Annotated in this window: 18 protein-coding genes and 1 tRNA gene; 6 read left to right on the top strand and 13 right to left on the bottom strand. The window is 73.4% G+C overall.

Annotation, left to right across the window (positions count from 1 at the left end):
- The first annotated feature begins 63 nt into the window (after positions 1-63).
- Together ACFYM0_RS35655 and ACFYM0_RS35650 are read left to right on the top strand one after the other, a co-directional pair.
- Positions 64-864, top strand: a complete 801-nt coding sequence (locus ACFYM0_RS35655) for a TetR/AcrR family transcriptional regulator (protein WP_388509181.1) — start codon at positions 64-66, stop codon at positions 862-864.
- Between the two features lie 223 nt (positions 865-1087).
- Positions 1088-3076, top strand: a complete 1989-nt coding sequence (locus tag ACFYM0_RS35650) for a sigma-70 family RNA polymerase sigma factor (protein WP_388509179.1) — start codon at positions 1088-1090, stop codon at positions 3074-3076.
- A gap of 64 nt (positions 3077-3140) precedes the next feature.
- On the opposite strand, the gene ACFYM0_RS35645 is transcribed toward ACFYM0_RS35650, so the two are convergent.
- Entirely contained in the window at positions 3141-5408 is a 2268-nt protein-coding gene (locus tag ACFYM0_RS35645) for an asparagine synthase-related protein (protein ID WP_388509176.1), read from the bottom strand.
- Between the two features lie 633 nt (positions 5409-6041).
- Here ACFYM0_RS35645 and ACFYM0_RS35640 point away from each other — a divergent pair.
- The 4 genes from ACFYM0_RS35640 to ACFYM0_RS35625 all read left to right on the top strand — a co-directional run bounded on the left by ACFYM0_RS35640 (position 6042) and on the right by ACFYM0_RS35625 (position 11426).
- On the top strand, positions 6042-7580 hold the full coding sequence (locus tag ACFYM0_RS35640; RefSeq protein WP_388509174.1) for a sporulation protein: 1539 nt from the start codon (positions 6042-6044) through the stop codon (positions 7578-7580).
- Positions 7581-7625: 45 nt separating this feature from the next.
- Complete coding sequence (gene lhgO / locus ACFYM0_RS35635; protein ID WP_388509172.1) at positions 7626-8861, top strand: L-2-hydroxyglutarate oxidase; 1236 nt, start codon at positions 7626-7628, stop codon at positions 8859-8861.
- Positions 8862-9208: 347 nt separating this feature from the next.
- Positions 9209-10030 carry a tRNA (guanosine(46)-N7)-methyltransferase TrmB gene (gene trmB / locus ACFYM0_RS35630; protein WP_388509169.1) on the top strand — a complete coding sequence of 274 codons (822 nt, stop codon included), beginning with the start codon at positions 9209-9211 and terminating at the stop codon, positions 10028-10030.
- A gap of 70 nt (positions 10031-10100) precedes the next feature.
- Positions 10101-11426 (top strand): PrsW family intramembrane metalloprotease, encoded by a 1326-nt coding sequence (locus ACFYM0_RS35625; RefSeq protein WP_388509192.1) that lies wholly within the window; start codon positions 10101-10103, stop codon positions 11424-11426.
- Here ACFYM0_RS35625 and ACFYM0_RS35620 read toward each other — a convergent pair.
- The 12 genes from ACFYM0_RS35620 to ACFYM0_RS35565 form a co-directional block, all read right to left on the bottom strand.
- The gene (locus ACFYM0_RS35620; RefSeq protein ID WP_388509167.1) at positions 11377-12432 is read right to left on the bottom strand and encodes a M23 family metallopeptidase; all 1056 of its coding nucleotides are present in this window, start codon (positions 12430-12432) and stop codon (positions 11377-11379) included. The genes ACFYM0_RS35625 and ACFYM0_RS35620 overlap by 50 nt on opposite strands.
- A gap of 292 nt (positions 12433-12724) precedes the next feature.
- Entirely contained in the window at positions 12725-13906 is a 1182-nt protein-coding gene (locus ACFYM0_RS35615; RefSeq protein WP_388509164.1) for a PP2C family protein-serine/threonine phosphatase, read from the bottom strand.
- A gap of 187 nt (positions 13907-14093) precedes the next feature.
- Positions 14094-14167: transfer RNA gene (locus ACFYM0_RS35610), tRNA-Met, on the bottom strand.
- A gap of 204 nt (positions 14168-14371) precedes the next feature.
- Entirely contained in the window at positions 14372-15424 is a 1053-nt protein-coding gene (locus tag ACFYM0_RS35605; protein WP_388509161.1) for a TauD/TfdA family dioxygenase, read from the bottom strand.
- A 4-nt stretch (positions 15425-15428) separates the two neighbouring features.
- On the bottom strand, positions 15429-16550 hold the full coding sequence (locus tag ACFYM0_RS35600; RefSeq protein WP_388509158.1) for an aspartate kinase: 1122 nt from the start codon (positions 16548-16550) through the stop codon (positions 15429-15431).
- A gap of 2 nt (positions 16551-16552) precedes the next feature.
- Entirely contained in the window at positions 16553-17620 is a 1068-nt protein-coding gene (locus ACFYM0_RS35595) for an aspartate-semialdehyde dehydrogenase (protein ID WP_388509155.1), read from the bottom strand.
- Positions 17617-18633: a DMT family transporter gene (locus tag ACFYM0_RS35590; protein ID WP_388509152.1), complete on the bottom strand. Its 1017-nt coding sequence runs from the start codon at positions 18631-18633 to the stop codon at positions 17617-17619. The genes ACFYM0_RS35595 and ACFYM0_RS35590 overlap by 4 nt, the downstream gene beginning before the upstream one ends.
- 87 nt (positions 18634-18720) lie before the next feature.
- Positions 18721-19734 carry a transporter substrate-binding domain-containing protein gene (locus tag ACFYM0_RS35585; RefSeq protein WP_388509149.1) on the bottom strand — a complete coding sequence of 338 codons (1014 nt, stop codon included), beginning with the start codon at positions 19732-19734 and terminating at the stop codon, positions 18721-18723.
- Positions 19731-21047 carry a methylaspartate mutase gene (locus tag ACFYM0_RS35580; protein WP_388509146.1) on the bottom strand — a complete coding sequence of 439 codons (1317 nt, stop codon included), beginning with the start codon at positions 21045-21047 and terminating at the stop codon, positions 19731-19733. Before ACFYM0_RS35580 ends, ACFYM0_RS35585 begins: the two co-directional genes overlap by 4 nt.
- Positions 21044-21496 (bottom strand): cobalamin B12-binding domain-containing protein, encoded by a 453-nt coding sequence (locus ACFYM0_RS35575; protein WP_388509190.1) that lies wholly within the window; start codon positions 21494-21496, stop codon positions 21044-21046. The genes ACFYM0_RS35580 and ACFYM0_RS35575 overlap by 4 nt, the downstream gene beginning before the upstream one ends.
- Positions 21497-21624: 128 nt before the next feature.
- Positions 21625-22506 carry a LysR family transcriptional regulator gene (locus ACFYM0_RS35570; RefSeq protein ID WP_388509144.1) on the bottom strand — a complete coding sequence of 294 codons (882 nt, stop codon included), beginning with the start codon at positions 22504-22506 and terminating at the stop codon, positions 21625-21627.
- Between the two features lie 106 nt (positions 22507-22612).
- Positions 22613-22840 (bottom strand): hypothetical protein, encoded by a 228-nt coding sequence (locus ACFYM0_RS35565; protein ID WP_388509141.1) that lies wholly within the window; start codon positions 22838-22840, stop codon positions 22613-22615.
- Positions 22841-23026: the final 186 nt, after the last annotated feature.

Below are 23026 nucleotides of genomic sequence, written 5' to 3'. Positions count from 1 at the left end.
CCCCCTCGACATGAAGGCGGGGAGTGTCTCCGGGGGGAGACAAATAATTACCGGGGGATACATATGCACATTTCCGATTTCCATGCTTCTGCCACCGCTCTGTCGTCGGCCGCTTCCGCGACCGACAGCCACGGGCGGCTGATGGCCGGCGGCGCCACCACGCACGGCGTGGGCCGCTCCACGCCGCTGCGCGTCGACGCGCAGCGCAACCTCGAACACGTACTTCGCGCGGCCCGCGAGGTCTTCGGCGAGCTCGGTTACGGGGCTCCGATGGAGGACGTCGCACGACGCGCGCGGGTGGGCGTCGGCACCGTGTACCGGCGGTTCCCCAGCAAGGACGTCCTCGTCCGGCGGATAGCCGAGGAGGAGACCTCGCGGCTGACCGAGCAGGCCCGCACGGCTCTCGGCCAGGAGGAGGAGCCGTGGCAGGCACTGTCGCGCTTCCTGCGCACCTCCGTGGCCTCGGGCGCCGGGCGGCTGCTGCCGCCCCAGGTGCTCCGGGTCGGCGGCCCCGATGAGGACGGGGCGGACGGGGCGGTCGACGAGGCCGCTCGGGTACCGCACCAGCGTCAGGCCGTCGCGGCCGGCGGGGCGCCCGATCTGCGGGTCGTGGGCGCCGCGCGGACCGGCCTGGACGACGAGCCTTCGGAGGACGCCGGCGCGGGCGAGCTGCTCGAGGTCGTGGGCCGCCTTGTCGACCGGGCCCGTGAGGCCGGTGCACTGCGCACCGATGTCACGGTGGCCGATGTGCTGCTGGTGATAGCGACGGCCGCGCCCGCGCTGCCCGACGCGGCGCAGCAGGCGGCGGCTTCCGCCCGGCTGCTCGACATCCTGCTCGAAGGGCTGCGGTCCCGGACGGCGTAGGGCGGGGCGGCCCCGGAGCGGGGAGGTCGGAGGGCTGTTCCGGCGGTCGGCGTCAACCGGCTCCTTACTGGGGCCTCTCGCTCGAACGGGTGAGGCTCCGTACGGCGATTCGTCGGGGCTTGCCCGGATGAGTGGAAGGTGTGGAGACCGGTTCGGCGCGTGCCCGCCGTGTGACACGCTGGATCGGTGGACCGGTTGAGTGTGTCGTGCGAGGGCTTCCGCGATGAGCGTTGACGGGCGGGAAGAGCCACACGGTGGTGCCGGCGGCGAGGTCGAGGCGGGCAGCCACCCCGCACGGCAGGTCCCGGCGCAGCGCGAACCGGGCGGTCGGCACGCCGCCGGAGCCGGCGGGGAACTCCCGCCTTCCGACGGTGACTTGATCGCCCGGATGCGCGGGGGCGACGACGGGGCCTATGAGGAACTGTTCCGCCGCCACTCCGATGCCGTGCGCCGCTATGCCCGTACCTGCTGCCGTGACGGGCACACCGCCGACGATCTGACGGCCGAGGTGTTCGCGCGGACCCTCCAGGCCGTACGGGGCGGGGCGGGGCCGGACCAGTCCGTGCGCGCCTACTTGCTGACCACCGTCCGCCGGGTCGCCGCCGCCTGGGCGAAAACGGCCAAGCGGGAGCATCTGGTCGAGGACTTCGCCCTGTTCGCGGAGCAGGCCTCCGGGTCCGGCGACGGCACGGTCGGGCTGCCCGGCCGGGCGGGGGACGACACCCTCGAACTCGGCGCCGACGTGCGCGCCATGCACGAGGCCGAGCAGACCCTCGCGATGCAGGCCTTCCGGAGCCTGCCCGAGCGGTGGCAGGCCGTGCTCTGGCACACCACCGTCGAGGAGGCCTCGCCGAGTGCGATCGCCCCGCTCTTCGGGCTGAGCGCGAACGCCACCGCGGTACTGGCCAGCCGGGCCCGCGAGGGCCTCAAGCAGGCCTACCTCCAGGCGCATGTGAGCACCGCGCTGAGTTCCGGCGGGGACTGCGCCCGGTACGCCGACCGGCTGGGGGCCTATGCCCGCGGGGGCTTGCGGATGCGGGCCGAGCGGGGGCTGCGCAAGCACCTCGAAGAGTGCGCCCGGTGCCGGCTCGCGGCCGGGGAGCTCAAGGACGTCAACGCGGGCATTCCCGCGCTGCTGCCGGTCGCCGTCATCGGGTGGTTCGCCGCCGGGTACGCGGCCAAGGCGGCCGGGGTGGTGGCCGGCGGGGCCGTCGCCGCGGGTGGTGCCGGGGCCGCTGCCGCAGCCGTGGGCGGGTCTACCGCTGGTGCCGGGGCCGCGGGTGGGGCCGGAGCCGCCGGGGCCGGGGCTGCGGGTGGGGCCGCCGGTGGGGGCGGGGCCGGTGGGGTCGGCGGAGCCGTGGCTTCGGAGGGGCTGGGGTTGCCGGCCAAGGCGGCCATCGCCGCCGGGGTCGTGGTGGCCGCGGCCGCCGGCGTGGTGTTCGCGCTGGCCGGTGACGACGCCGCTCCGACCGTCCGGGCGAACCCGGCGCCGGGCGTGGCCGTGCCGGTGCCGCGGAGTCCGGCCCCCTCCGTACCGGAGCCCGGCCCGTCGCGGGCGGAGCCGCCGGTGGCACGAGGATCCGTACCGCCCCCGAAGAAGCAGACGCCGCCGACGCCGGTGTCCGTCGCTCCGGCCGCGCCCAAGCCCTCGCGGAGCCCGGAGCGGTCCTCGCCCGCTCCGAGTCCCAGCCGGGTCCCGAGTCCGAAGCCGAGCCCCACGCCGAGTCCCGCACCGCCCTCCAAGCCGGCTCCTCCCAAGCCCTCGCCACAGGCCCCCCAGGGGTTCCGGCTCTCCTCACTGGGCCAGTCCGCCTTCGGGAACCACGAGGGCCCCGAGATCGAGACCTGGCGCAGCAGCTGGGTGTGGCAGCGCTGGGGCCCGATGATCGGCGGAGAGCGCTTCTCGCACGGGATCACGGTCAACTCCCGGTCCTCCGTGGAGATCACCCTCAACCGGAGGTGCGTCGCCTTCTCCGCGCGGGCCGGTGTGGACGGCATGTCGCTGCTCACGGACGGCACGGTCCGCTTCTCCGTGTACGCGGACGGGCAGCGGCTGTGGCATTCCCGGGCCCTGGGCTACGAGGACCCGGCGGCGAACGTGTCCGTCTCGCTCTCCGGGCACAAGACGCTGCGCCTGGTCGTGGAGCGCGCCGGGGGCGGCCGCCTGCCGACGCTGGCGAGCTGGGCCGACTCCGTCATCAGCTGCCGCTGAGGTTCCTCACGGCCGTCGCACCCGGGGGCCGCGTGCCGCCAGGGCCGGCGGCGAGGAGCGGCGGTCAGGACAGGGCCGGGCGACGGAGGGGGACTCCTGTGGGGACGGCTCTGCGGCGCGGGGTGGAGGTGCCGGTCCAGCAGGTGCCCCGGCGGGCCAGGAGGCGGGTCAGCCACAGTTCCATCGAGACGAGTTCGGCGATGCCGTCGAGCGGGACCGGGCGGCCGTCCGCCGCGTCGAGGAGGGCCTGGCGGACGACCCGGGCTTCGATCAGGCCCGCGTCCGCCAGGAGGGGGGACGCGAAGAGGGTCAGGAGCCGTGGGAGGGCCGCGCGCAGTCCCAGGCGGGTCGCCGACTCGTTCGGGGCGTGGGCGGTCGCGCCCCACCCCGGGGGGAGGTCCCGGACCCCGGCCGAGGACAGGACCCCGCGCAGGACGGCGGCCCGGGCTCCGGGTTGCACGCGGAGGGATTCGGGCAGGGCCCGGGCGGCCCGTACGACCTGATTGTCCAGGAACGGGGCGTGCAGCCGCTGGCTGCGGACCTCCACCGCCTGCTCGAAGACCCGGTGGTCGGCGGCGTGCCGGGCCAGGACGGCGCGGGCCCGGGCCTCCCCGGGGCGCAGCGAGAGGGGAGGGCGGCCCGCGGCGGCGGTGAGGCGGATCGATACCTCGGCCAGTGCCTCGCCCGTCAGCCAGGCCGCCGCCGGGCCCGGCCGGGACCAGGCCAGGGCCGCGAGCGAGGCGTCCACCGGCGATCCGGGACCCGCGGCCGGGACTCCGTCGCGCAGCCGGGCCGCCGCCGCTTCCATGCCGGTGCGGTAGGGCGTACGGGCCAGGCGGCGGGCCGCCGCGTACACGGTGAGGGGGACGAGCAGGGGAACGAGGAGGGAGTCGCCCTCGGAGGGGGCGGAGCGGGCGAGGGCCAGGGTGGGGCGGAGCAGGTGCCGCCGGCGCCGGTCGAGCAGCAGGTCGGCGAGCCTGGCGGGGTGGGCGTCGAGGACCTGGCGGGCTCCGTGGCCGGTGAAGTGGTCAGCCGAGCCGGCCGCGAGGCGGCGGCGCTCGCGGGCGGCGAAGACCAGGGAGGGACCCGGTTCGTCGGTCAGCGGCCCGTCGAGGTCGGCGTACGGGAGGGCTTCCTCGGCGGCGGCCACGACCACGTGGTGCAGGCGGGGGTCGGACGCGATGGCGTGGGCGCGTTCCAGTTCGGGTTCGCGGCCCCGGGGGGTGGCCAGGTCGTTGAAGGTGACGGCGAGGAGGCGTTCCCCGGTGCCGCCGAGCAGGGCGCCGGGTGCGCCCGGGAGGCCGGCCGCGAGCAGGGCGAGGGTCGCGGAGGCGCTGCCTCCGGAGAGGTCCGCGCCGACTCCGGGGACGGGCGCGGGCGCGCCGCGCGCGGCCCGCCGGTCGGCCGGGCCCATTCCGGGGACGGGCCCGGGGTCGTAGGGCAGCGTCTCGGGAGCATGCCGCGGAGCCGTGAGCCGGGCGCGCACCGCGTCGACCAACGCTTCCCGTACGCCCTCCACCGCGAGTGCGGGGTCGGCCGCGGGGGCGGCCACCGCGAGGGAGGCCACCGGCTCGTACCCGGTGATCTCCCGGGAGCCCTCGCGCAGGATCAGGGCGTGCCCGGGCGGGATCCGGCGTACGCCGACGTACGGTGTGCCGTCGCCCAGCGCCTCCGGGCTGTCGGGGCAGGCCAGCAGCGCGGCGAGATGGCCGATGTCGAGCTGCGCCTCGATCAGGTCGGCGAGCGGGAGGGCGGCGGTGGCGTACGCGGTCCCGCTCGCCCAGGGCGTGTAGAAGACGGGCCGCGCACCGGCCAGGTCGCCGACGACGGTGATGCGGCGGCCGGCCTGGACGACGGCGGTGTAGCTGCCGGGCCACTGGGTGAGGTGGCGCAGCGCGCCGCCCCGGGCGGCGTAGAGGGCGCGGCGCAGTTCCTCGTCGGTGGCGCCGCAGCAGCCGAGGACCGCGAGGCGGGTGAAGGGGTCCGCGGGGTCGGCGGTGAGGGTGCGGATCTCGTCGGGGCGCCAGTCGCCGACGGCCCACAGGGGGTCGGGATCGCCCCAGAGGAGCTGGGCCCCGACGGGGACCACGGTGCGGTCGGCGTCGGCGGCGCCCGGTTCGTCGGGGTGGCCGGCGTCGGCGAGCCCGCCGCGGACCGGGCCGTCGCCCCAGCCGTCGGGGCGGGAGCCGTTCCCGGAACCGTAGGCCGCGGCCGATCCGTGGTCCGAGCCGTATCGGCCCTGGCCGGAGGCGTGCGCGGCGCCGTGCCCCGCGACCCGTCCGGCCGTGCCGAAGCTCGCGGCGATACTGCTCCAACCCACCAACCAGCGCACCGCCGCCTCCCCAGCCCGTGGGCACCTGACCGGGGTGCGAACCGCGCGGCCGGCGCTCTGCGCGCGGCCGGAGGGACCCCGGGTGTGGCTCGGGGTCCATGCTGCCACGAGACAGGCGTACGGGAGTGGGTAAGGGGGCGCACGTATAAACGAACACGCCCCGGCCATGCGGTATTTGGCGTTCCGTTCCGACCGCCCCATAGGTCGGTTTCGGCCATTCTTCGGCCGTACTGAGGGCCCTGCGCGGAGCAGCGCGGAGCCTGCGCCGAGCGCGGTCCGGGGGGCGGGATCCACCCCCCGGACCGTTCCGCCACCCGCGGGGATTGAGGCAGCGGCATCCCCCGGCCCGCCCGGTCCACGCGGTGGGCCGACCCACGCACCGCACATCGAATCGCCGGGCCCCCGCAGCGGCCAGAGCGCACGGGTGGGCGCACGGCCACACGGATGGAGCACGCGCTGACACGTGCGCCCCGGGCCCGGGCCCCCGCCCGACTGTGCATACGGACAACAATCCCGCCATACGGAACAGGGGGCCTTAACGCTTGGGAGGCGGGGAACTACGCTGGGTTTACGAAATGCCGGGCGCCTATGCCCCGGCGGCGTCTGCGTTCCGCGTGTGACGAGGGGTGGCGCATGTCCAGGGAGCTCCGCGAGCCCAATGAGAAGCTCGGCGCCGTCCTCGCCCTCGCGGGCATCAGCAACGCCGGGCTGGCCCGGCGGGTCAACGACCTCGGCGCTCAGCGCGGTCTGACCCTCCGCTACGACAAGACCTCGGTGGCCCGGTGGGTGTCGAAGGGGATGGTGCCGCAGGGCGCCGCCCCGCACCTCATCGCGGCCGCCATCGGCGCGAAGCTCGGCCGGCCCGTGCCGCTGCACGAGATCGGGCTCGCGGACGCGGATCCGGCGCCCGAGGTGGGGCTGGCCTTCCCGCGCGACGTGGGCGCGGCCGTGCGCTCGGCCACCGACCTCTACCGGCTCGACCTCGCCGGCCGGCGCGGGGGTGGCGGGATCTGGCAGTCGCTCGCCGGCTCCTTCTCGGTGTCGGCGTACGCGACGCCGGCCTCACGCTGGCTGATATCTCCCGCCGACAGCTCGGTGGCACGCGAACCGGTGGTGCGCGAACCGGTGCCGGGCGCGGCCCCGCCGGAAGGCCTTCCGGCACCGCCCGGTGCTCATGTCGGGGGTGTGCCCGCCCAGCCTCCGGGTGAAACGCCACCGGCGCCCGCTCCGGCCGCGCACGAGGCCGGGGGCCCGCAGCGCGTGGGCCACAGCGACGTGACCAAGCTGCGCGAGGCCGCCGAGGACGCCCGCCGCTGGGACTCCAAGTACGGGGGCGGCGACTGGCGTTCCTCGATGGTCCCCGAATGCCTGCGGGTGGACGCGGCGCCGCTGCTGCTCGGCTCCTACACCGACGAGGTGGGCCGCGCACTCTTCGGCGCCACCGCCGAACTGACCCGGCTGGCCGGGTGGATGGCCTTCGACACCGGGCAGCAGGAAGCCGCCCAGCGCTATTACATCCAGGCGCTGCGCCTGGCCCGCGCCGCGGCGGACGTACCGCTCGGCGGGTACGTGCTGGCGTCGATGTCCCTGCAGGCCACCTACCGGGACTTCCCGGACGAGGGGGTGGACCTCGCGCAGGCCGCCGTCGAGCGCAACCGGGGCCTGGCCACGGCGCGGACGATGAGCTTCTTCCGCCTCGTCGAGGCCCGGGCACACGCGAAGGCCGGCGATTCGGCGGCCGCCGGGGCGGCGCTGCGGGCCTCCGAGGGCTGGCTGGAACGGGCCCGGGACGGCGACGCCGATCCGACCTGGCTGGGCTTCTACTCGTACGACCGCTTCGCGGCGGACGCGGCCGAGTGCTATCGCGACCTCAAACTCCCGCGGCAGGTAAGGCGTTTCACGGAACAGGCACTGTCCCGGCCGACGGAGGAGTACGTACGATCACACGGGCTGCGGCTCGTCGTGAGCGCGGTGGCCGAGCTGGAGTCCGGGAACCTCGACGCGGCGTGTGCGGCGGGGACCCGGGCGGTGGAGGTCGCCGGGCGGATCTCGTCGGCCCGCACGACGGAGTACGTACGGGACCTCCTGCACCGGCTGGAACCGTACGGGGACGAACCGCGCGTCGCCGAACTGCGCGAGCGGGCCAGGCCTCTGCTGGTAACCCCGGCATAGGCCCCGCGTGGCCCCGCTGTCAGTGGCGGGGTGCACTATGCAGGGGTGGGAGGTGTCAGTGTGGGCGGCGGCGTGGGCGGCATCGGCAGGCTGGACTGCGATGTGCTGGTGATCGGCGGCGGGATCGTCGGCCTGTCGACGGCGCATGCGCTCGCGGGGCTCGCTCCGGGGACCCGGGTGGTCGTCCTGGAGAAGGAGGACGGCCCCGCGCAGCACCAGACGGGCCGCAACAGCGGCGTGATCCACAGCGGGATCTACTACAAACCGGGCTCGCTCAAGGCGCGCTTCGCGGTGCGCGGCGCGGCCGAGATGGTCAAGTTCTGCGCGGAGCACGGCATCCCGCACGAGGTGACGGGCAAGCTCATCGTCGCCACCGAGCGGGACGAGCTGCCGCGGCTGCACGCGCTCGTGCAGCGGGGCCGGGAGAACGGCATCCCGGTGCGGGAGCTGGGGCCGACGCAGATCTCGGAGTACGAGCCCGAAGTGCGCGGGCTCGCGGCGATCCACGTCGGGACCACGGGGATCGTGGACTACGGACGGGTCGCCCGGCAGCTCGCGGAGTCCTCGGGCGCGGAGATCGTCTACGGCGGGGCGGTGGACCTGATCTCGCGGCGGGCTTCGGGCGTGGCGGTGCGGACGAGCGACGGGCTCGTCGTGCGCGCGCGGGTCCTCGTGAACTGCGCGGGGCTGCAGTGCGACCGGATCGCGCGGCTGGCCGGGGACGACCCGGGGATGCGGATCCTGCCCTTCCGCGGCGAGTACTACGACCTGGCCCGGCCCGATCTGGTGCGCGGGCTGGTCTATCCGGTGCCGGACCCGGCGTTCCCCTTCCTCGGCGTCCACCTGACCCGGGGCATCGGGGGCGGGGTCCACGTCGGGCCGAACGCGGTGCCGGCGCTGGCGCGCGAGGGGTACGGGTGGGGCGTGGTCCGGCCGCGGGACCTCGCGGACGAGCTGGCCTGGCCGGGCTCCTGGCGGGTGGCCGCGCGGCACTGGCGGTACGGAGCGGGCGAGGTGCGGCGGTCGCTGTCGAAGGCGGCGTTCGTCGAGGCGGTACGCAGGCTCCTGCCGGTGGTGCGCGGGGAGGATCTGGTGCCCGCGGCGGCGGGGGTGCGGGCGCAGGCCGTGCTGCGGGACGGGACGCTGGTGGACGACTTCCTGATCCGGGAGGGGGAGCGGGCGGTGCACGTGCTGAACGCGCCTTCGCCTGCGGCCACCGCTTCGCTGCCGATCGGGCGGGAGATTGCCGGGCGGGCGCTCAAGTCTCTGCGCAGCGCGTAGCCCTGCGGGGCTTGGCCACGCCCGGCCGACAGCCGGATCACCGCTGCGCGGGGCTGTGCCCCGCGCCGGAGCGGGGGCTGCGGGAGTGCCGCTGCGGGAGTGCCGCTGCGCGGGGCAAAGTCCCCTACCCGCCCTTCCACCGTTCCCCGGGCTCTGCCCGGACCCGAAAAGCCCTGGGGCTCCGCCCCGGACCCCGGTCTTCGAACGCCGGACGGCTGAAGGGAAAGGGTGCCGGGTTGCGTCCGGACCCCCGGGGGCTCCGCCCCGGACCGCGGTCTTGGAACGCCGGACGGCTGGATTGGTGCCGCAGTGTGGGTGGGGGTGGGCGCGCGTAGAATCCGGGGATTGTGTCTGAGTCTCTGAGTCCCCAGAATCCCGCCGCCGAGCCCGCGCCGGAGGCGACCTCCAGCTACGTGCCTCCGAAGTGGCGTACCGAGCCGCGGTTTCCCGACGGGCCCGCGCCCGATCCGGCCGGATCGCACCACGAGCGGCGGATCCGGAGCTTCCAGCCCCGTCGCAGCCGGGTGACCACCGGGCAGGGCGAGGCCCTGAAGCGGCTCTGGGGGACCTGGGGGCTCGACATCGACGGGCGTGACGTGATCGATCTGAAGGAGATGTTCGACGGACTTCCCGTCGTCCTGGAGATCGGCTTCGGCATGGGTGAGGCCACCGCGCAGATGGCCGCCGCCGACCCGGGGACCGGGATCCTCGCCGCCGACGTGCACACCCCCGGGCAGGGGAATCTGCTCGCCCTCGCCGAGCGCGGCGGGATGACCAATGTGCGCGTCGCGAACGGGGACGCCATCATCCTGCTCCGCGAGATGCTGCCGCCGGACTCCCTCGCCGGGCTCCGCGTGTACTTCCCGGACCCCTGGCCCAAGGCCCGCCACCACAAGCGGCGCCTGATCCAGCCCGAGTTCCTCGCGCTGGCCGCCACCCGCATGGCGCCCGGGGCGATCCTGCACTGCGCGACCGACTGGGAGCCGTACGCCGAGCAGATGCTCGAAGTGCTGACGGCCCAGCCGGAGTTCGAGAACACGCAGGCCGACGGCGGTTACGCGCCCCGGCCCGACTTCCGGCCGCTCACCCGCTTCGAGGGGCAGGGCCTCGACAAGGGGCACGTCGTACACGATCTGCTGTTCCGGCGCACGGGTAACGCCCAGAACTGAGCACATCACTCCGCGTGTCGGGTCCGCTCGGTAGAGTCATGACGTGCTCCGAGCGACCCGGCCGTTTCGGCTGCCGTACCGCGTGCCGCGTACTCCCGGCGCCGTGCGTACCTGTGTACTCGTCGTGCTGCTCGGCGTCTGCGGCATCGCGATCCTGGAACTCGTACGCGAACAGACCGGGACGCCCGGCTTCTTCGTCGGTCTGGGCCTGGCCCTGCTGCCGGTGGCGCCGCTCGTGGCGGCGTTCCGCTGGGTGGGGCGGGCCGCGCCGCATCCGTGGGCGCAGTTGGCGTTCTGCTTCGGCTGGGGCGCGTGCGCCGCGGCCCTGATCGCCATACTGGCCAACAGTTTCGCGACCCAGTGGATAGCCGCGGCCACCGCCGATCCCTCCGATGCCGACCAGCTCGGCTCGGTGGCGATCGCACCGGTGGTCGAGGAGAGCGCCAAGGCGGCCGCCCTGCTGCTGGTGTTCCTGTTCAGGAGACGCCAGTTCACCGGCCCCTCCGACGGTTTCGTGATGGCCGGCCTGACCGCCACCGGCTTCGCCTTCACCGAGAACATCCTCTATCTCGGCAATGCCTTCGACGAGGACGTCGAGAACGGCACCGGGGTACTGAACTCCGTGACGGCGGCGACGTTCTTCGTCCGGGGCGTCATGTCCCCCTTCGCGCATCCGCTGTTCACCGTGGCCACCGGTCTCGGCTTCGGCGCCGCCGCGCTCGCCGCGGGCCGGATGCGCCGGATCGGTCTGCCCGTGCTCGGCCTGACCTCGGCCATGGGGCTGCACGCGCTGTGGAACAGCTCCTCGGACCTGGGCGAGTCCGGGTTCTACGTGGTCTACGGCTGCGTGATGGTCCCGGTGTTCGGGCTGCTGGCCTGGCTGGCCGTGTGGATACGGCGCCGCCGGCTGCGGGCCCTCGCCCGGGAGCTCGCCCTGTACGCCGCCGCCGGCTGGTTGAGCCCGGCCGAAGTGCCCGCGCTGGCGTCGATGCCCGCGCGCTCCCTGGCCCGCGCGCTGGCCCGGAGCACCGGGGGGCGGCCCGCGGGACGGGCGGTCGCGCTGTACGAGGCCGATGCCGCGGCCCTGGCCCTGCTACGTCACCGGGCGCGCAGCGGCGGCCCGGCCCGGGAGCCGGACTTCGCGGGGCGGGAGCGGGAGCTGCTGCGCCGGCTGTGGCTGCGCCGTGCGACGGCGGGCCCTGCGCTGTCCCGGGCGGCGGTTCTGGAGGACTTGCTCCCGCCCCGGTTCGACCCGCTGGGCCCGCTCGGCAGCCTGCTCGGCAGCTCGCCCGGTGTTCCGCTCGACCCGTCGGCGCCGGTCCGCGCCCCCGGCCTCGTACCGGGTCCTAGACGTTCAGGCCCCGTGCCGTCAGCCATGACAGCGGGTCCACCGTGACGCCGCCCCGGCGCACTTCGAGGTGGAGGTGGGGGCCGGTGACGTTGCCGGTCGCGCCGACCCGGCCGATGGTGTCGCCCCCGGCGACGGAGCCGCCGGTCACCGACATCGAGGACAGGTGGCAGTACCAGATCTCGGTGCCGTCGGGGAGCTCGAGCACGATGCGGTAGCCGTACGCCCCGGACCAGCCGGCGGAGGTGATCTTGCCCGAGCCGACCGCCTTGACGGGGGTGCCGGTCGGGGCGGCGAAGTCCAGGCCGGTGTGGTGGCCGGAGGACCACATCGAGCCGGAGTCGCCGTAGTGCGAAGTCAGGGTGTAGGCCGAAGTCGGCAGGAAGAAGGATCCGGCCGACCGGGCGGCGCTCTCCGCCTTGGCCTTGGCCTCCGCGGCCTCCTTGGCCTCCTGCGCCCGGCGCGCTTCCTCGGCCGCGGCCTTCTCGGCCGCCTCGGCCGCCGCCTTCTCGGCCGCTTCCCCGGCCGCCCGGGCATCGCGGGCCTGCTGGGCCGCGGCTTCCTGCGCCACCCGTTCGGCTTCCGCGCGCTCCTGGGCCGCGGCGGCCTCCTGCTGGGACTCGGCCTGCTGGAGGATGCGGCTGCGCAGCAGCTCGCCCGCGTCGGACCGGCGGTTGGACTGCTGCGGGATGATCCCGGTCCGTGCCTGCTCCGCGGACCGCGCGGCCCCCAGGTCCCCGGTGGTGGCTTCCCCGTCGGCGGAGTCCTGGTCCGCGCCGCCCAGCGACTCGGGAAGGGAGGGCAGCGACGGCAGGGATATGGCGACCTGGGGCCGGTCCTGCGCGGTGGCGATGCCGCCCGCGCCGACCGCGGCGATCACGCCGACGCCGAGGACGGTGGAGGATCGGGCCAGTCCCCCGCGCTGCTTGAGCACGCGGTGCTTTCCGCGAGGCGGCCGGGCCGAGTCCTCGGTGGGGTTCCACTCGCCCCAGGCTCCGGCCGTGGGCTGCTCCTGGACGTCGATGCCTTCAGGGGCAGGCGAGTTGGAGGCCACCGGGGCACACTCCTCATGGGCGAGCACGCGCACGGTGCCGTCTCTTGCGACGGCTGGGACGACCGCTCTGCGTTATCGAACGGTAATAGAGAAGGGGGAGTGATTCCAAGCAGTTGCGATTGATCGTTAACGACAATCAGCCACCGACTGCACAGCTCTGGCCAGGACTTCTCGCCGCACACAGGGATCAACCCGGGCAAAAAATAGCCACCTCTCCCACCCCTCGCGCCACATCTTCACATTGATGGCACGTCAGATTGCTTGCCGAGCGCGCTCCTTCGGTCACGTTCGGTCACACCCCGCTCCCTTTCGGGACCACCCGCACCGTCCGGCGCCGGTTCGGCTGCCCCGCCCCCGGCCGGGCGACCGCCAGCAGGGCCATGTCGTCCGTCGCCGCGCCGCCCGTGTGGCGGCGGACATCGGTGGCGAGCGCGCTCAGCAGTTCGTCGGGCCCGGGGAACACCCGCCCGCGCAGCCGGGCGGCCGGATCGTAGAAGGCCCCCGTACCGTTCCGGGCCTCCGTCAGCCCGTCCGTGTACAGGAGCAGCGTCGCCCCCTCCGGGAAGGGCCACTCCTGCGCCCGGTCCGGCCAGCCGCCCAGCTCCCCCATGCCCAGCGGCAGCGCCGGCTCGGCGGGGGCCAGCTCCGCGATGCCGCCGTTCGCGTACAGCAACAGCGGTTCGGGGTGGCCCCGGTTGACGAGCCGCAGCAGGCCCGCGCCGGGCGGGATCTCGCCGAGCACGCACGTGGTGAACCCCTCCACCGCGTCCAGGCTGTCGCGCCGGTTGCCCTCCCGGGCCAGCGCCCGTTCCAGTCGCCGGGCCACCCCTTCCAGCGTGGGCTCGCTCTCCGCCGCCTCCCGGAACGCCCCGAGCACCACGGCGACGGCCTCGACCGCCCCGAGCCCCTTCCCCCGTACGTCGCCCACCGCGAGCCGCACCCCGTACGGGGTGTCCTGCACGGCGTAGAGGTCGCCGCCGATGAAGGCGTCCGCCTGCGCGGCCTCGTACGAGGCGGAGACCTGGAGGCCCGCGATCAGCTCGGCGGGCGTCGGCAGTACGGCGCGCTGGGCGGCCTCGGCGATCCCGCGCGCGGAGGCGAGCTGCTCCGTACCGCGCCGCACGACGATGTTGATCAGCGTGGCCAGCCCGGAGACGGTCAGGACGGTGGCCAGCTCGGTCATGGCCTCCACCTTGAAGGTGGTGCCGTTGTAGATGTGCAGCACGACCACGGCGAGGGTGGCCAGCATTCCGGTGAGCACGGTGGCCCGGAGCGAGAACAGCGGGGCCGCGATCAGGGGGGCGGCGGAGAAGAACGGGGACCCAGTGAAGCTGGGCGGGGTCAGCACGTCGAAGAGGAAGCCGAGGACGATCAGGGTGCCCGGGAGCATCTTGACGATCCGGCGGACCACGGCGCTGCCGGCGACCGCGCCGAAGACGCGCTCGCCCCTGCCTTGCCGGCCCAGCCCCACCACGCTGCTCTCCTGCCGCCCGGTCCGCCTCGCCCCCCAAGGCTGGGGGCAGGAGGGCTCGTACGGCGACTCGGGCGGGACCGTTCGGGTGAGGGGGCGCGCGCGACGCGTGGACACCACGGACACGACGGTAACGACAGAAACGACGAAGGCCCGGCCCCCCAAAAGGGGACCGGGCCTTCGTACTGAGTAGCGGGGGCAGGATTTGAACCTACGACCTCTGGGTTATGAGCCCAGCGAGCTACCGAGCTGCTCCACCCCGCGTCGGTAAACCAAACTCTACGCCATCCGGGGGGAGGCCTCCGCCAATTAACGTCCCAGCCGCCCCTTGAAGGGCAATAACCCCTGGTCAGAGCCCTGAAACACGGCGGGGGGCCGCTGGTTTCCCAGCGGCCCCCGCATCTCCCGCTCGCGCGCGGAAGCGCCCCGTGGTCTCAGAACCGGAAGTGATCGACTCGGAAAATCGGCTCAGAAGTGGATGCGGCGGTCCTCCGGGGTCACCCGGTAGCGGATGTCCCACAGGTTGCGCCGCACGTAGGTGCGCTGGAGCCAGCGGTCCCGGCCGTCGTAGCGGGCGGTGAAGGTGGACCGGGCGTGGACGCCCTTGCGGTTGTTGATCAGGAGGGCCTGGCCCGGCCGCAGGTACACCTCGTGGGAGACGGCACGGCAGACCGACTGGAGCTGGTCCAGGGCCGCCTGAGCGCCACTGGTCAGCGCGCGCACGCCGTTGGCCGAGATGACGATCTCGGGGTGGGTCTCGTCGCCGCTGATCAGCGGGACGGGATCGGAGAGCACCTCGCCGCCGCCGGCCACGTCGCGGACGTAGCTGCCGGGGGCGTTGAGGCGGAACAGCGGGGAGCGCAGGGTCTCCAGGACGGAGGGCGCGAGGGCCGCCGAGACGTCGCGGGCGTCCGCGTAGAAGGTGCCGGCCATGCCCTCGTGGTCCGCGCGGACGCAGCTGAGGACGAGGAAGTCGGGGTTGGCGATGTCGTAGCGGCCGATCACGTCGTGCGTGATGTCGCTGTGGAAGTTGAGGAAGACCTCGGAACCCTGGTTGGTCTGGGTCGTGGCACCGCCCGCGACGGGGATGACGTCGTGGACGAGCCGCCCCGCCTTCTCGGTGAGGACGCCGATCGGCTCGCCGAGCAGCCCGCTCAGACCGAGCAGGACGCCCTCGGCGACCCAGGTCGACTTCTCGCGGCTCGGGCCGCCGTCCGTCGGGGTGGCCGGGACGGACGGGTCCACCGGCAGGTTCTCGACGAGCGCCACTCCGGCGGTGTCGATGTGCCGCCCGAAGTCCAGCAGCTGCTGGAAGACCTCGGTCGGCAGCCCGGCGAAGATCTGCAGCCAGTGGGCCATGGAGAAGTCGATGTCCGCGAGCGGGTCGGTCACCTGGAGCAGCCGCTCGCCAAGGGCGTCGCGCACCGCGTCGGGCAGCGTGATCCGGGTGAAGGTCTCCACGGGCGCGCGGTCCGCGGTGAACAGGTCGGCCTCGAGGGGCCGTTCGATGCTGGTGGTCATGGGATCACACTCCTGTCGGAAGGGATTCGGGGAAGGCGAGGCTCGGGTCGTGGAGGATGTCGTGCAGCTGCTGGGCGAGGTGCAGGGCCTCCCCGCCGTCGGCCGCGAGGTGCGTGGCGACCTTGCTGCCGCGCAGCGCGGTCACCGGAACTCCCGCGTACGTGCCGGGAGTCAGGCCGCCGCGGCGCTGGAACTCCTCCAGGTCCACGAAGCCTCCGACGACCGCGACCAGGGGGCCGGTGGTCAGTCGGATGGTGTCGATGTTGGCGCCGTGGAAGGCGTTGAAGGCGAGGTCCGCGTCGGCGTCGCTGTCGTACGACAGGGCCACCGATCGCTGGTTGAGGACGACGGCGGTCGCCGAAGCGCCGGCCGAGCCGATCACCGAACCCTCGGTGAACGGGGCCCGGTTGAGGCGGCAGACGATCTCGACGCCGTGCTTCTGGGCGAGCCGTACGGACCTGCGGTGCAGCACCTTCGCCCCGTACAGCGACATGAGCGCCGCGATGTTGTACGAGACCTCGGGCAGCAGCCGGGTGCCGCTGACCAGGTGCGGGTCGGTGCTGTAGATGCCGTCCACGTCCGAGTGGATCTCGCAGCGCGGGGCGCCGACGGCGGCCGCGATGGCCACCGCGGAGAGATCGGAGCTGTTCTTGCCCAGCCAGGTCGGCCGGCCCTGCGCGTCCGCCGCCTGGCCGCCCGGCACGACCACGATGTCGTGGTCGCGCAGGGCCGTGCGCAGCGGCTGCGGGTCGGTGCGCTCCAACCGGGCCCACATGAATGCCGAGTTGGTGACCAGCCCCAACTGGTGACCGGCGAGCACGGTGGCGCTGCGGCCTTCCCGGTGCAGGGCCGTGGCGAGCAGCTGCGCCCCGATGGTGTCGGCCAGCGTCAGCAGGCCGGCCACCGTCTCGTCCTCCGGGTGCGGGTTGACCTGGCTCAGCCGCTCCCGGAACTGTTCGGTCTCGCCGGGCTGGCCGCTGACGACGACGACCAGTTTGGTGCCGTCCGCGTCCACGCGCTCGCCCAGGGCCCGGGCGAGCTCGCCGTACGCGGCGAGGGTACGGAAGCTGGAGCCGCCGAACTTGAGCACGGCGGGCACGGCGGGCACGGCGGTGTCCGCGGGCACGGTCACAGCGTGCCCCGGTCGATCAGCTCTTCGGCGATCTGTACGGCGTTCAGCGCGGCCCCGATGCGCAGGTTGTCCGCGACGAGCCAGAGCCAGAAGGCGCGCGGGTTGTTCTGGGTCGAGCGGATCCGGCCGACGTGCACCAGGTCCGAGCTGTCGACGACGGCCGGCGTCGGGAAGGCGGTCGGCGTCTCGCGGTCGTGGACCTCGACCTCGGGGAGCGCGGCCAGCACCTCGACCAGCTCGGCCCGGTCCACCGGCGACTGGCATTCGACGTAGACGGACTCCGAGTGGCAGTTGGCGACCGGTACGCGCACGCAGGTGGTGGTGACGTCGAGGTGGGGCAGCTCCAGGATCTTGCGGGACTCCTGGAGCATCTTCTCCTCCTCCAGCGTGAAGCCGGAGTCGAGGAAGCGGTCGATCTTCGGGATCACGTTGAAGGCGAGGCCCGGCGGGAAGTGGTGCGGCTCGTACTCCGCGCCCGCGTCCTGGAGGGTGGCGCGGCTGGACTCCTGGAGTTCCTCGACACCGGAGTAGCCGAGGCCGGAGGCGGCCTGGTAGGTGCTGACGACCGCGTTGCGGATGCCCCAGCGGTCCTCGATGCCGCGCAGCAGCCGTACCAGCGGGATGGTCGAGCAGTTGGGGTTGGAGACGACCCCGCTCTTCGGGCGGTGGTCCAGGACGTGCGCGTTGACCTGGGGCACGACCAGCGGGGTGTCCGGGTCCATCCGGAAGGCGATGGTGTTGTCGATCACCAGGGCGCCCGCCTCGGTGGCGACCGGCACCCACTTCTGGCTCACCGAGGTGCCCGCGGAGAAGAAGGCGACGTCGACCGAGGAGAAGTCGAACTCCTCGATCGCCCGGACCGCGTACTCGCGGTCCGCGACGGTCAGGATGCGGCCCGCCGACCGGGAGGAGGCGACCAGGTGCAGCTCGCGGTAGGGCAGGCCGCGCTCCGTGATCAGCTCGATCATCGTGGTGCCGACGGCGCCGGTGGCGCCGACGATGGCGATGCGGGGGCCGCTGGCGGCCCGGGCGGCGGACGCCGCCGCTTCGGTGACTGCGGTCATCGGGACTCTCCGATCAGGACCTCGTCGGCCCGGGCGGACTGCTCTGCAGTCGTGTCGGTGGCGGGGGTCGCGGCCGCGGGGGCGGGGACCGCCTCCGGGGTCCGGCCCGGGAGGAGCTTCCAGCCGAGGTTGACGCCGAGGCTGGCGCCGACGATCAGCGGGATGCCGAGCGCCTGCAGGAGGCTGATGCTGTGCCCGTACACGGCCCAGTCGGCGAGCATCGCAACGGCCGGGTAGATGAACGCCAGGACGGCGATCTTCGCGGTGGGCAGCTTCTGGTACGCGGAGTACATGAGGACGTACATCAGGCAGGTGTGGATCAGGCCGAGGCCGACCAGCCAGCCCCAGTCGGCGCCCATGCCGTTCATCTCGCCGAAGGAGGCGAAGGGCAGCAGCAGCGGGATGCCGAGCGTGACCTGGATCAGCGCGACCAGGTGCGGCTTGACGCCGGTGACGCGCTTGGTGATGACGGTCGCGAAGGCGTAGAAGACGGCTGCCAGCAGGGCGTAGCCGAGGCCGATCAGGTAGGTGCTGTTGCCGCCGTCGCTGAAGTCCGAGAGGGAGACGCCGGCCACCAGGATCAGGCCGACGAAGGCGACGCCGAGCCAGGCGAACTTGTTCGCGGTGAGCTTGTCGCGGAAGAGGATGGCGCCGAGCAGGACGACGTAGAACGGCTGCGTGTGGTAGACGACGGTCGCCACCGAGATGGACGTCGCCTCGTAGGACTCGAAGAGGAACGCCCAGTTGAAGACGATGAAGACGCCGCCGAGAGCGGCCAGGCCGACCTTCTTCGCGGTGAAGCCGTGGTTCTTGAAGAACCCGCGGACGAGGCAGTAGAGGCCGAGGGCCACGGCGCCGAAGACGCAGCGGAAGAAGACCACGTTGAAGGGCGAGGCCCCCGACTCGACGACGAAGATGCCGAGCGTGCCGGACAGGATCATCGCGAGGGTCAGCTCGACGGATCCCCTCAACTCCGGATTCGCAGGTCCTGTGCGCGCGGTGTCGCTACTCATGGACGTTCCTTCTCTCAGACAGGGGAGGTTCGGGCGGGAGGGGCTCGGGCAGGGGGGACGGGGACGGCGGGGAAGGTTCGGGGCGGCTCACTGCAGCGGCACCGCGTAGTGCAGGCCGCCGCGGGTCCACAGCTCGTTCAGGCCGCGCGGGACGCCGAGTCCGGAGGCGGCACCGAGGTTGCGCTCGTAGATGTCCCCGTAGGTGCCGGTGGCGGCCAGGACGCGGGCCGCCCAGCCCTCGTCCAGTCCGAGGGCGGGGCCGTGCCGGCCCGCGAGCGCGGCGGCCTCGGCGAGGGCCCGCTCGCGGTTGCCGGGGCCCGCCTCGTCGGCGTGGTGTTCGGCGGCGACGAGCAGCTGGAGCACCCAGCGGCACAGCCGGTACCAGTGCGGGTCGTCGTCGCGGACGGCCGCGGCCATCGGCTCGCGGGAGATCGCCGCGTCCAGGATCCGGTGGGCGTACGGGTACGCCAGCGCGGCCCGCTCGCCGGCCAGGGCCGTACGGTCCAGGACGTACGCCGCGCACTCGCCCGAGGCGTAGCCGGCCAGGGTCTGCGCCGGGGTCGCGAAGGCGACGGGCCGGACGGGCTCCAGGCCGCGCTGCCCGTACCAGGCGGCCAGGTTCGCGGCGCTGGTGGTGCCGGCCTGTACGGCCACGCTCCGGCCGGCCAGTTGCTCCGGGTGCTCGATGCCGCTGTCGTCGCGGACGAGGAAGCCCTCGCCGTCGTAACAGGTCACCCCGGCGAACAGGACGGGCTGTGCCGCTTCGCGGCCCAGCGTCCAGGTGAGGTTGGAGACGGTCAGTTCGGCCGTGCCGTCCGTCAGCGCGGTCAGCCGGTCGGCCGGGTCGGACGGCAGCCAGGTGACCGCCCGCGGGTCGCCGAGCGCGGCCGCGGCGACGGCGCGGGCCACGTCCGTGTCCAGGCCGGTCCACCGGCCGTCCTCCTCCTGGCGGGACAGACCCCGGATGCCGCGGCTGACGACGGCGTTGAGGGTGCCCCTCGCGCGGACCGCGTCCAGGGTCGTGGTGGCGGCGGCCCGGCCGCGAGGGGCGGGGGCCGTGCCGGGGGCGGGAAACGCCGGGGCCTCGGTCAGGGTGGTCACGTCAGGCTCCACTGGGTCACTCGGGTCAGCTGTTCACGGTCGAAGCGGCGCTCGTTGTAGCCGAGCATCTCGATCAGGCCCTTCGCGGAGAGGGCCCCCTGGCCGCCCGTCCGGTCGGGGCGCAGGGGCATCGCGCCGGGCTCGGCCCAGCGCAGCAGGCCGCGCGGGTCCACGTAGGCACGGGACTTGTTGGCGTTGTCGCGGTGCAGGCAGAACGGCACGTCGAGGTGGCCGCGGGCGAACGCGCTCACCAGGGCCGCCCCCACCGAGTGACCCAGCTCCAGGGTGCTGTCGACGAGCATCCGGGCCTCCTCGTACAGGCCCGTGCTGGTGGGCGGTTCGGGGGTGCCGTTCTGGTACTCGTCGGCGGCGACGGCGGCGGCGAACTCCAGTGCGTCGACGTTCTCCGCGACGGTCGGGATGCGGTGCGCCTCGGCCGGCGTCTTGACGATGAGCCGCTCGGTGCCGCTGCGCACGGCGAGCCGGGCGCTGTCCTGGAGGATCCGGAAGGAGCCGATGGGGGTGCGGGGGTAGACGCCCATGTACGTGTACAGGACGACGTGCCAGTCGACGCCGCCGAGCCGCTCGCCCGCCAGCCTGCGCAGCGCGGCGAGCGCTTCGAGGTCCTGGCCGGAGTGGGTCTGCTGGGCGTAGCTGAGCGAGATGCTGGTCAGGCCGTGCTCGGCGAAGAACAGCGCTTCGAGGACGCTGAGCGCGACCAGCAGGCTGGGCGGGCAGAGCTGGCCGAGCATGCAGCCGCCGAAGCTCTCCAGGTGCATCTGGTCGTCCTGCGCGGCGATCAGGTCGCAGCAGCGGGACCAGGCGTCGACGGCCTGGGTCAGCGGGGCGCGGCTGTAGGGGAGGCAGTACGAGACCGGGCCGCCCTCGGTGGCGTCGATGCCCGCGGCGACCATGGCCTCGAACAGCGGGTACGGCAGGGCGGAGCCGTGCCGCACCTGGACCGGGAAGTCCTTGCCCGCCACCCCGTCGAGCATGCCGATCGTGGCCTGCGGGCCGTGGGCGACCAGCGGGAACCCGTTGAGGTCGGCGCCGGTGCGCAGGGCCTCGCGGGCGGAGTCGTGGTCGTTGACGCGGGTGTAGCTGTCCAGGGTGACGGTCCCGACGGACGTGGCGTTGGCGCCGCGCGCCGCCAGCAGTCCGTCGCGCATCACGCCGAGGTCGGCGAAGCCCATGCGGGGCTGGACGACGAGGCGGCCGGCGGCCTTGGCCTCGTGGACGAAGGCCGAGAAGCGGTTGCGCCGGACCGGTTCGAGGACGGCGGTGGCCGAGGGGCGGGCGGGAGCCGTGGTCATGCCGCCGCCTCCGCACCGGTGAGGGCCAGCCGGGGCGCCGGTGCGAGACCGCGCAGGAACTCGTCGAAGCTGTTCAGCGACCCCTCTGACTCGAAGACCCCGTCGAACCCGCCCTCGGCGAGCTTCTCGATGAACTTCACGTTCTCCGCACCCCGCACGCCCAGCTTTCCGCCGATGACGACGCGCTGGTCCCGGAGATCGGGCTCGCTGCGTATCTTGCGGATCAGCCGGAGCCCGTCGAGGTGGCCGTGTCCGTTCACGGTGCTCAGTACCAGGACGTCCGGGCGAACGGCACGGCACTCGGCGATGATCACCTCGTCGGGGACGCATGCGCCCAGGTTGTGGACTTCTCCGCCGTGCTCTTCGAGCAGGAGTTGGAGAAATACGAGATTCCACATGTGCGCATCGGAAGAAACGCTGGAGACGATGAATTTCCTGACCGGACGCATGATGTCTGACATGAGTTCTCCGCAAAGCCATAAGGAGTGATCTGGAAAATCCTGTCCTGGACGGCACTTCCCGTCCAGGTCCGGACCCCCGGATTACCTGATGCCGGAAATCGCGATGTCCGATCCGGTCAGGACGCGTATTCGGCGGCCATGAAGGCCATCGTGCGCTCGACGAACAGCTGCATCTCGCGCGTCTGCCGGCGGCCGCGCCGCCAGGCGAGCTGCGTGAAGACCTCGAAGGGGGGCTCCCACGCCAGGACGGCGAACGAACCCGCGGCGATGTCGTCGGCGACCGTCATCGCGGGCAACAGGCTCACGCCGAGACCGGCACCCAGGCCCCGCTTGATGGACTCGATGTTGCCGAACTCCAGGAAGGGCACGGGCTCGCCGGAGCCGCTGTTCAGCTCGGCCTCGAACAGTTCCCGGTACGCGCATCCGGCCTCGGGTGCCAGCACCTGGACCTCGCGCAGCTGGTCGGTCTCGACCTTGGTCTCCGCGGCCAGCGGGTGGCCGGGCGCGGCCACCAGCACGAGCGGCTCCGATCCCAGGATCTCGCTGTCCACTCCGGGGTGCCGGGTCTCGGCCTCCATCAGGAAGCCCATGTCGAAGCTGCCCTGGCGCAGGGAGTGCAGCGTCTCCGCGCACAGGCTGGGGCGCAGCTGCAGCTGGAGCTGCGGATAGCGGTGGTGGAAGAACTCCAGCACCGGCGGCATCCGGTAGGAGGTGATGCTCTCCATGGTCCCGATGGTCAGGACGCCGGAGGGCTCGCCGTCACCGGCGGCCATGCCGCGCGCCTCGCCCGCGAGCGCGACCATCTGCTCGGCGTAGGGCAGGAACCGCCGGCCGGCCGCGGTGAGCTGGATCTTCCCCGCGAGGCGCTCGAAGAGTTCCGTACCGAGGGAGGTTTCCAGGCTCTTGATCTGGGCGGTCACGCTGGACTGCGCGTATTTGAGCTCGGTTGCCGCGCGCGTGAAACTGAGCAGCGTCGCGACCTTGTGGAAGGTAGTCAATTGCCTTATGTCCACGGGGACTCCCGAGATTCGAGGGCGAATGGGGCGGGCGGGGAAGGCGGAAAGGGCAGGGCGCGGGACGGGGGGAATTCCATGGCCGCCGCGGTCACTGCCAGGTCCAACTGCCCCCGCTGGGGGTCGGGGTGGGGGCCGGTTCGACGGCCGGGGTGATGACGGCGTCGGCGGCGGAATTGCCGGCGGTGACAGCGGTGACCGCGGTGACAGCGCCCTGGGCGGGGGCCGCCGAAGCTCCGAGCGCGCTCACCGGAACGGCGAGGGCAGCGCCCGAGAGGAGCGCGATGGCGGCCGCGCGGGCAAGGCTGCTGGAAAGCATGAGTGTTCCCCCGTGAGAATGAAGTGAATGTGGAATCAGCCACCGGACCGAATGGGTGCGAAACAGCCCGTCCGGATTCATTCGGTGTATCTGCTTCCGATGACCATCAGCATTCCCTGCCGCACGCCCTGGGAGAAGGGGGATCCGGTGGACGGATCCGTCCGAGGACCAACCTGTCCACCCCTC

It is taken from the genome of Streptomyces sp. NPDC006487 (genome assembly GCF_042870555.1).
In the GTDB taxonomy this organism is placed as follows: domain Bacteria; phylum Actinomycetota; class Actinomycetes; order Streptomycetales; family Streptomycetaceae; genus Streptomyces.
This window is presented reverse-complemented; position numbering and strand designations above follow the sequence as displayed.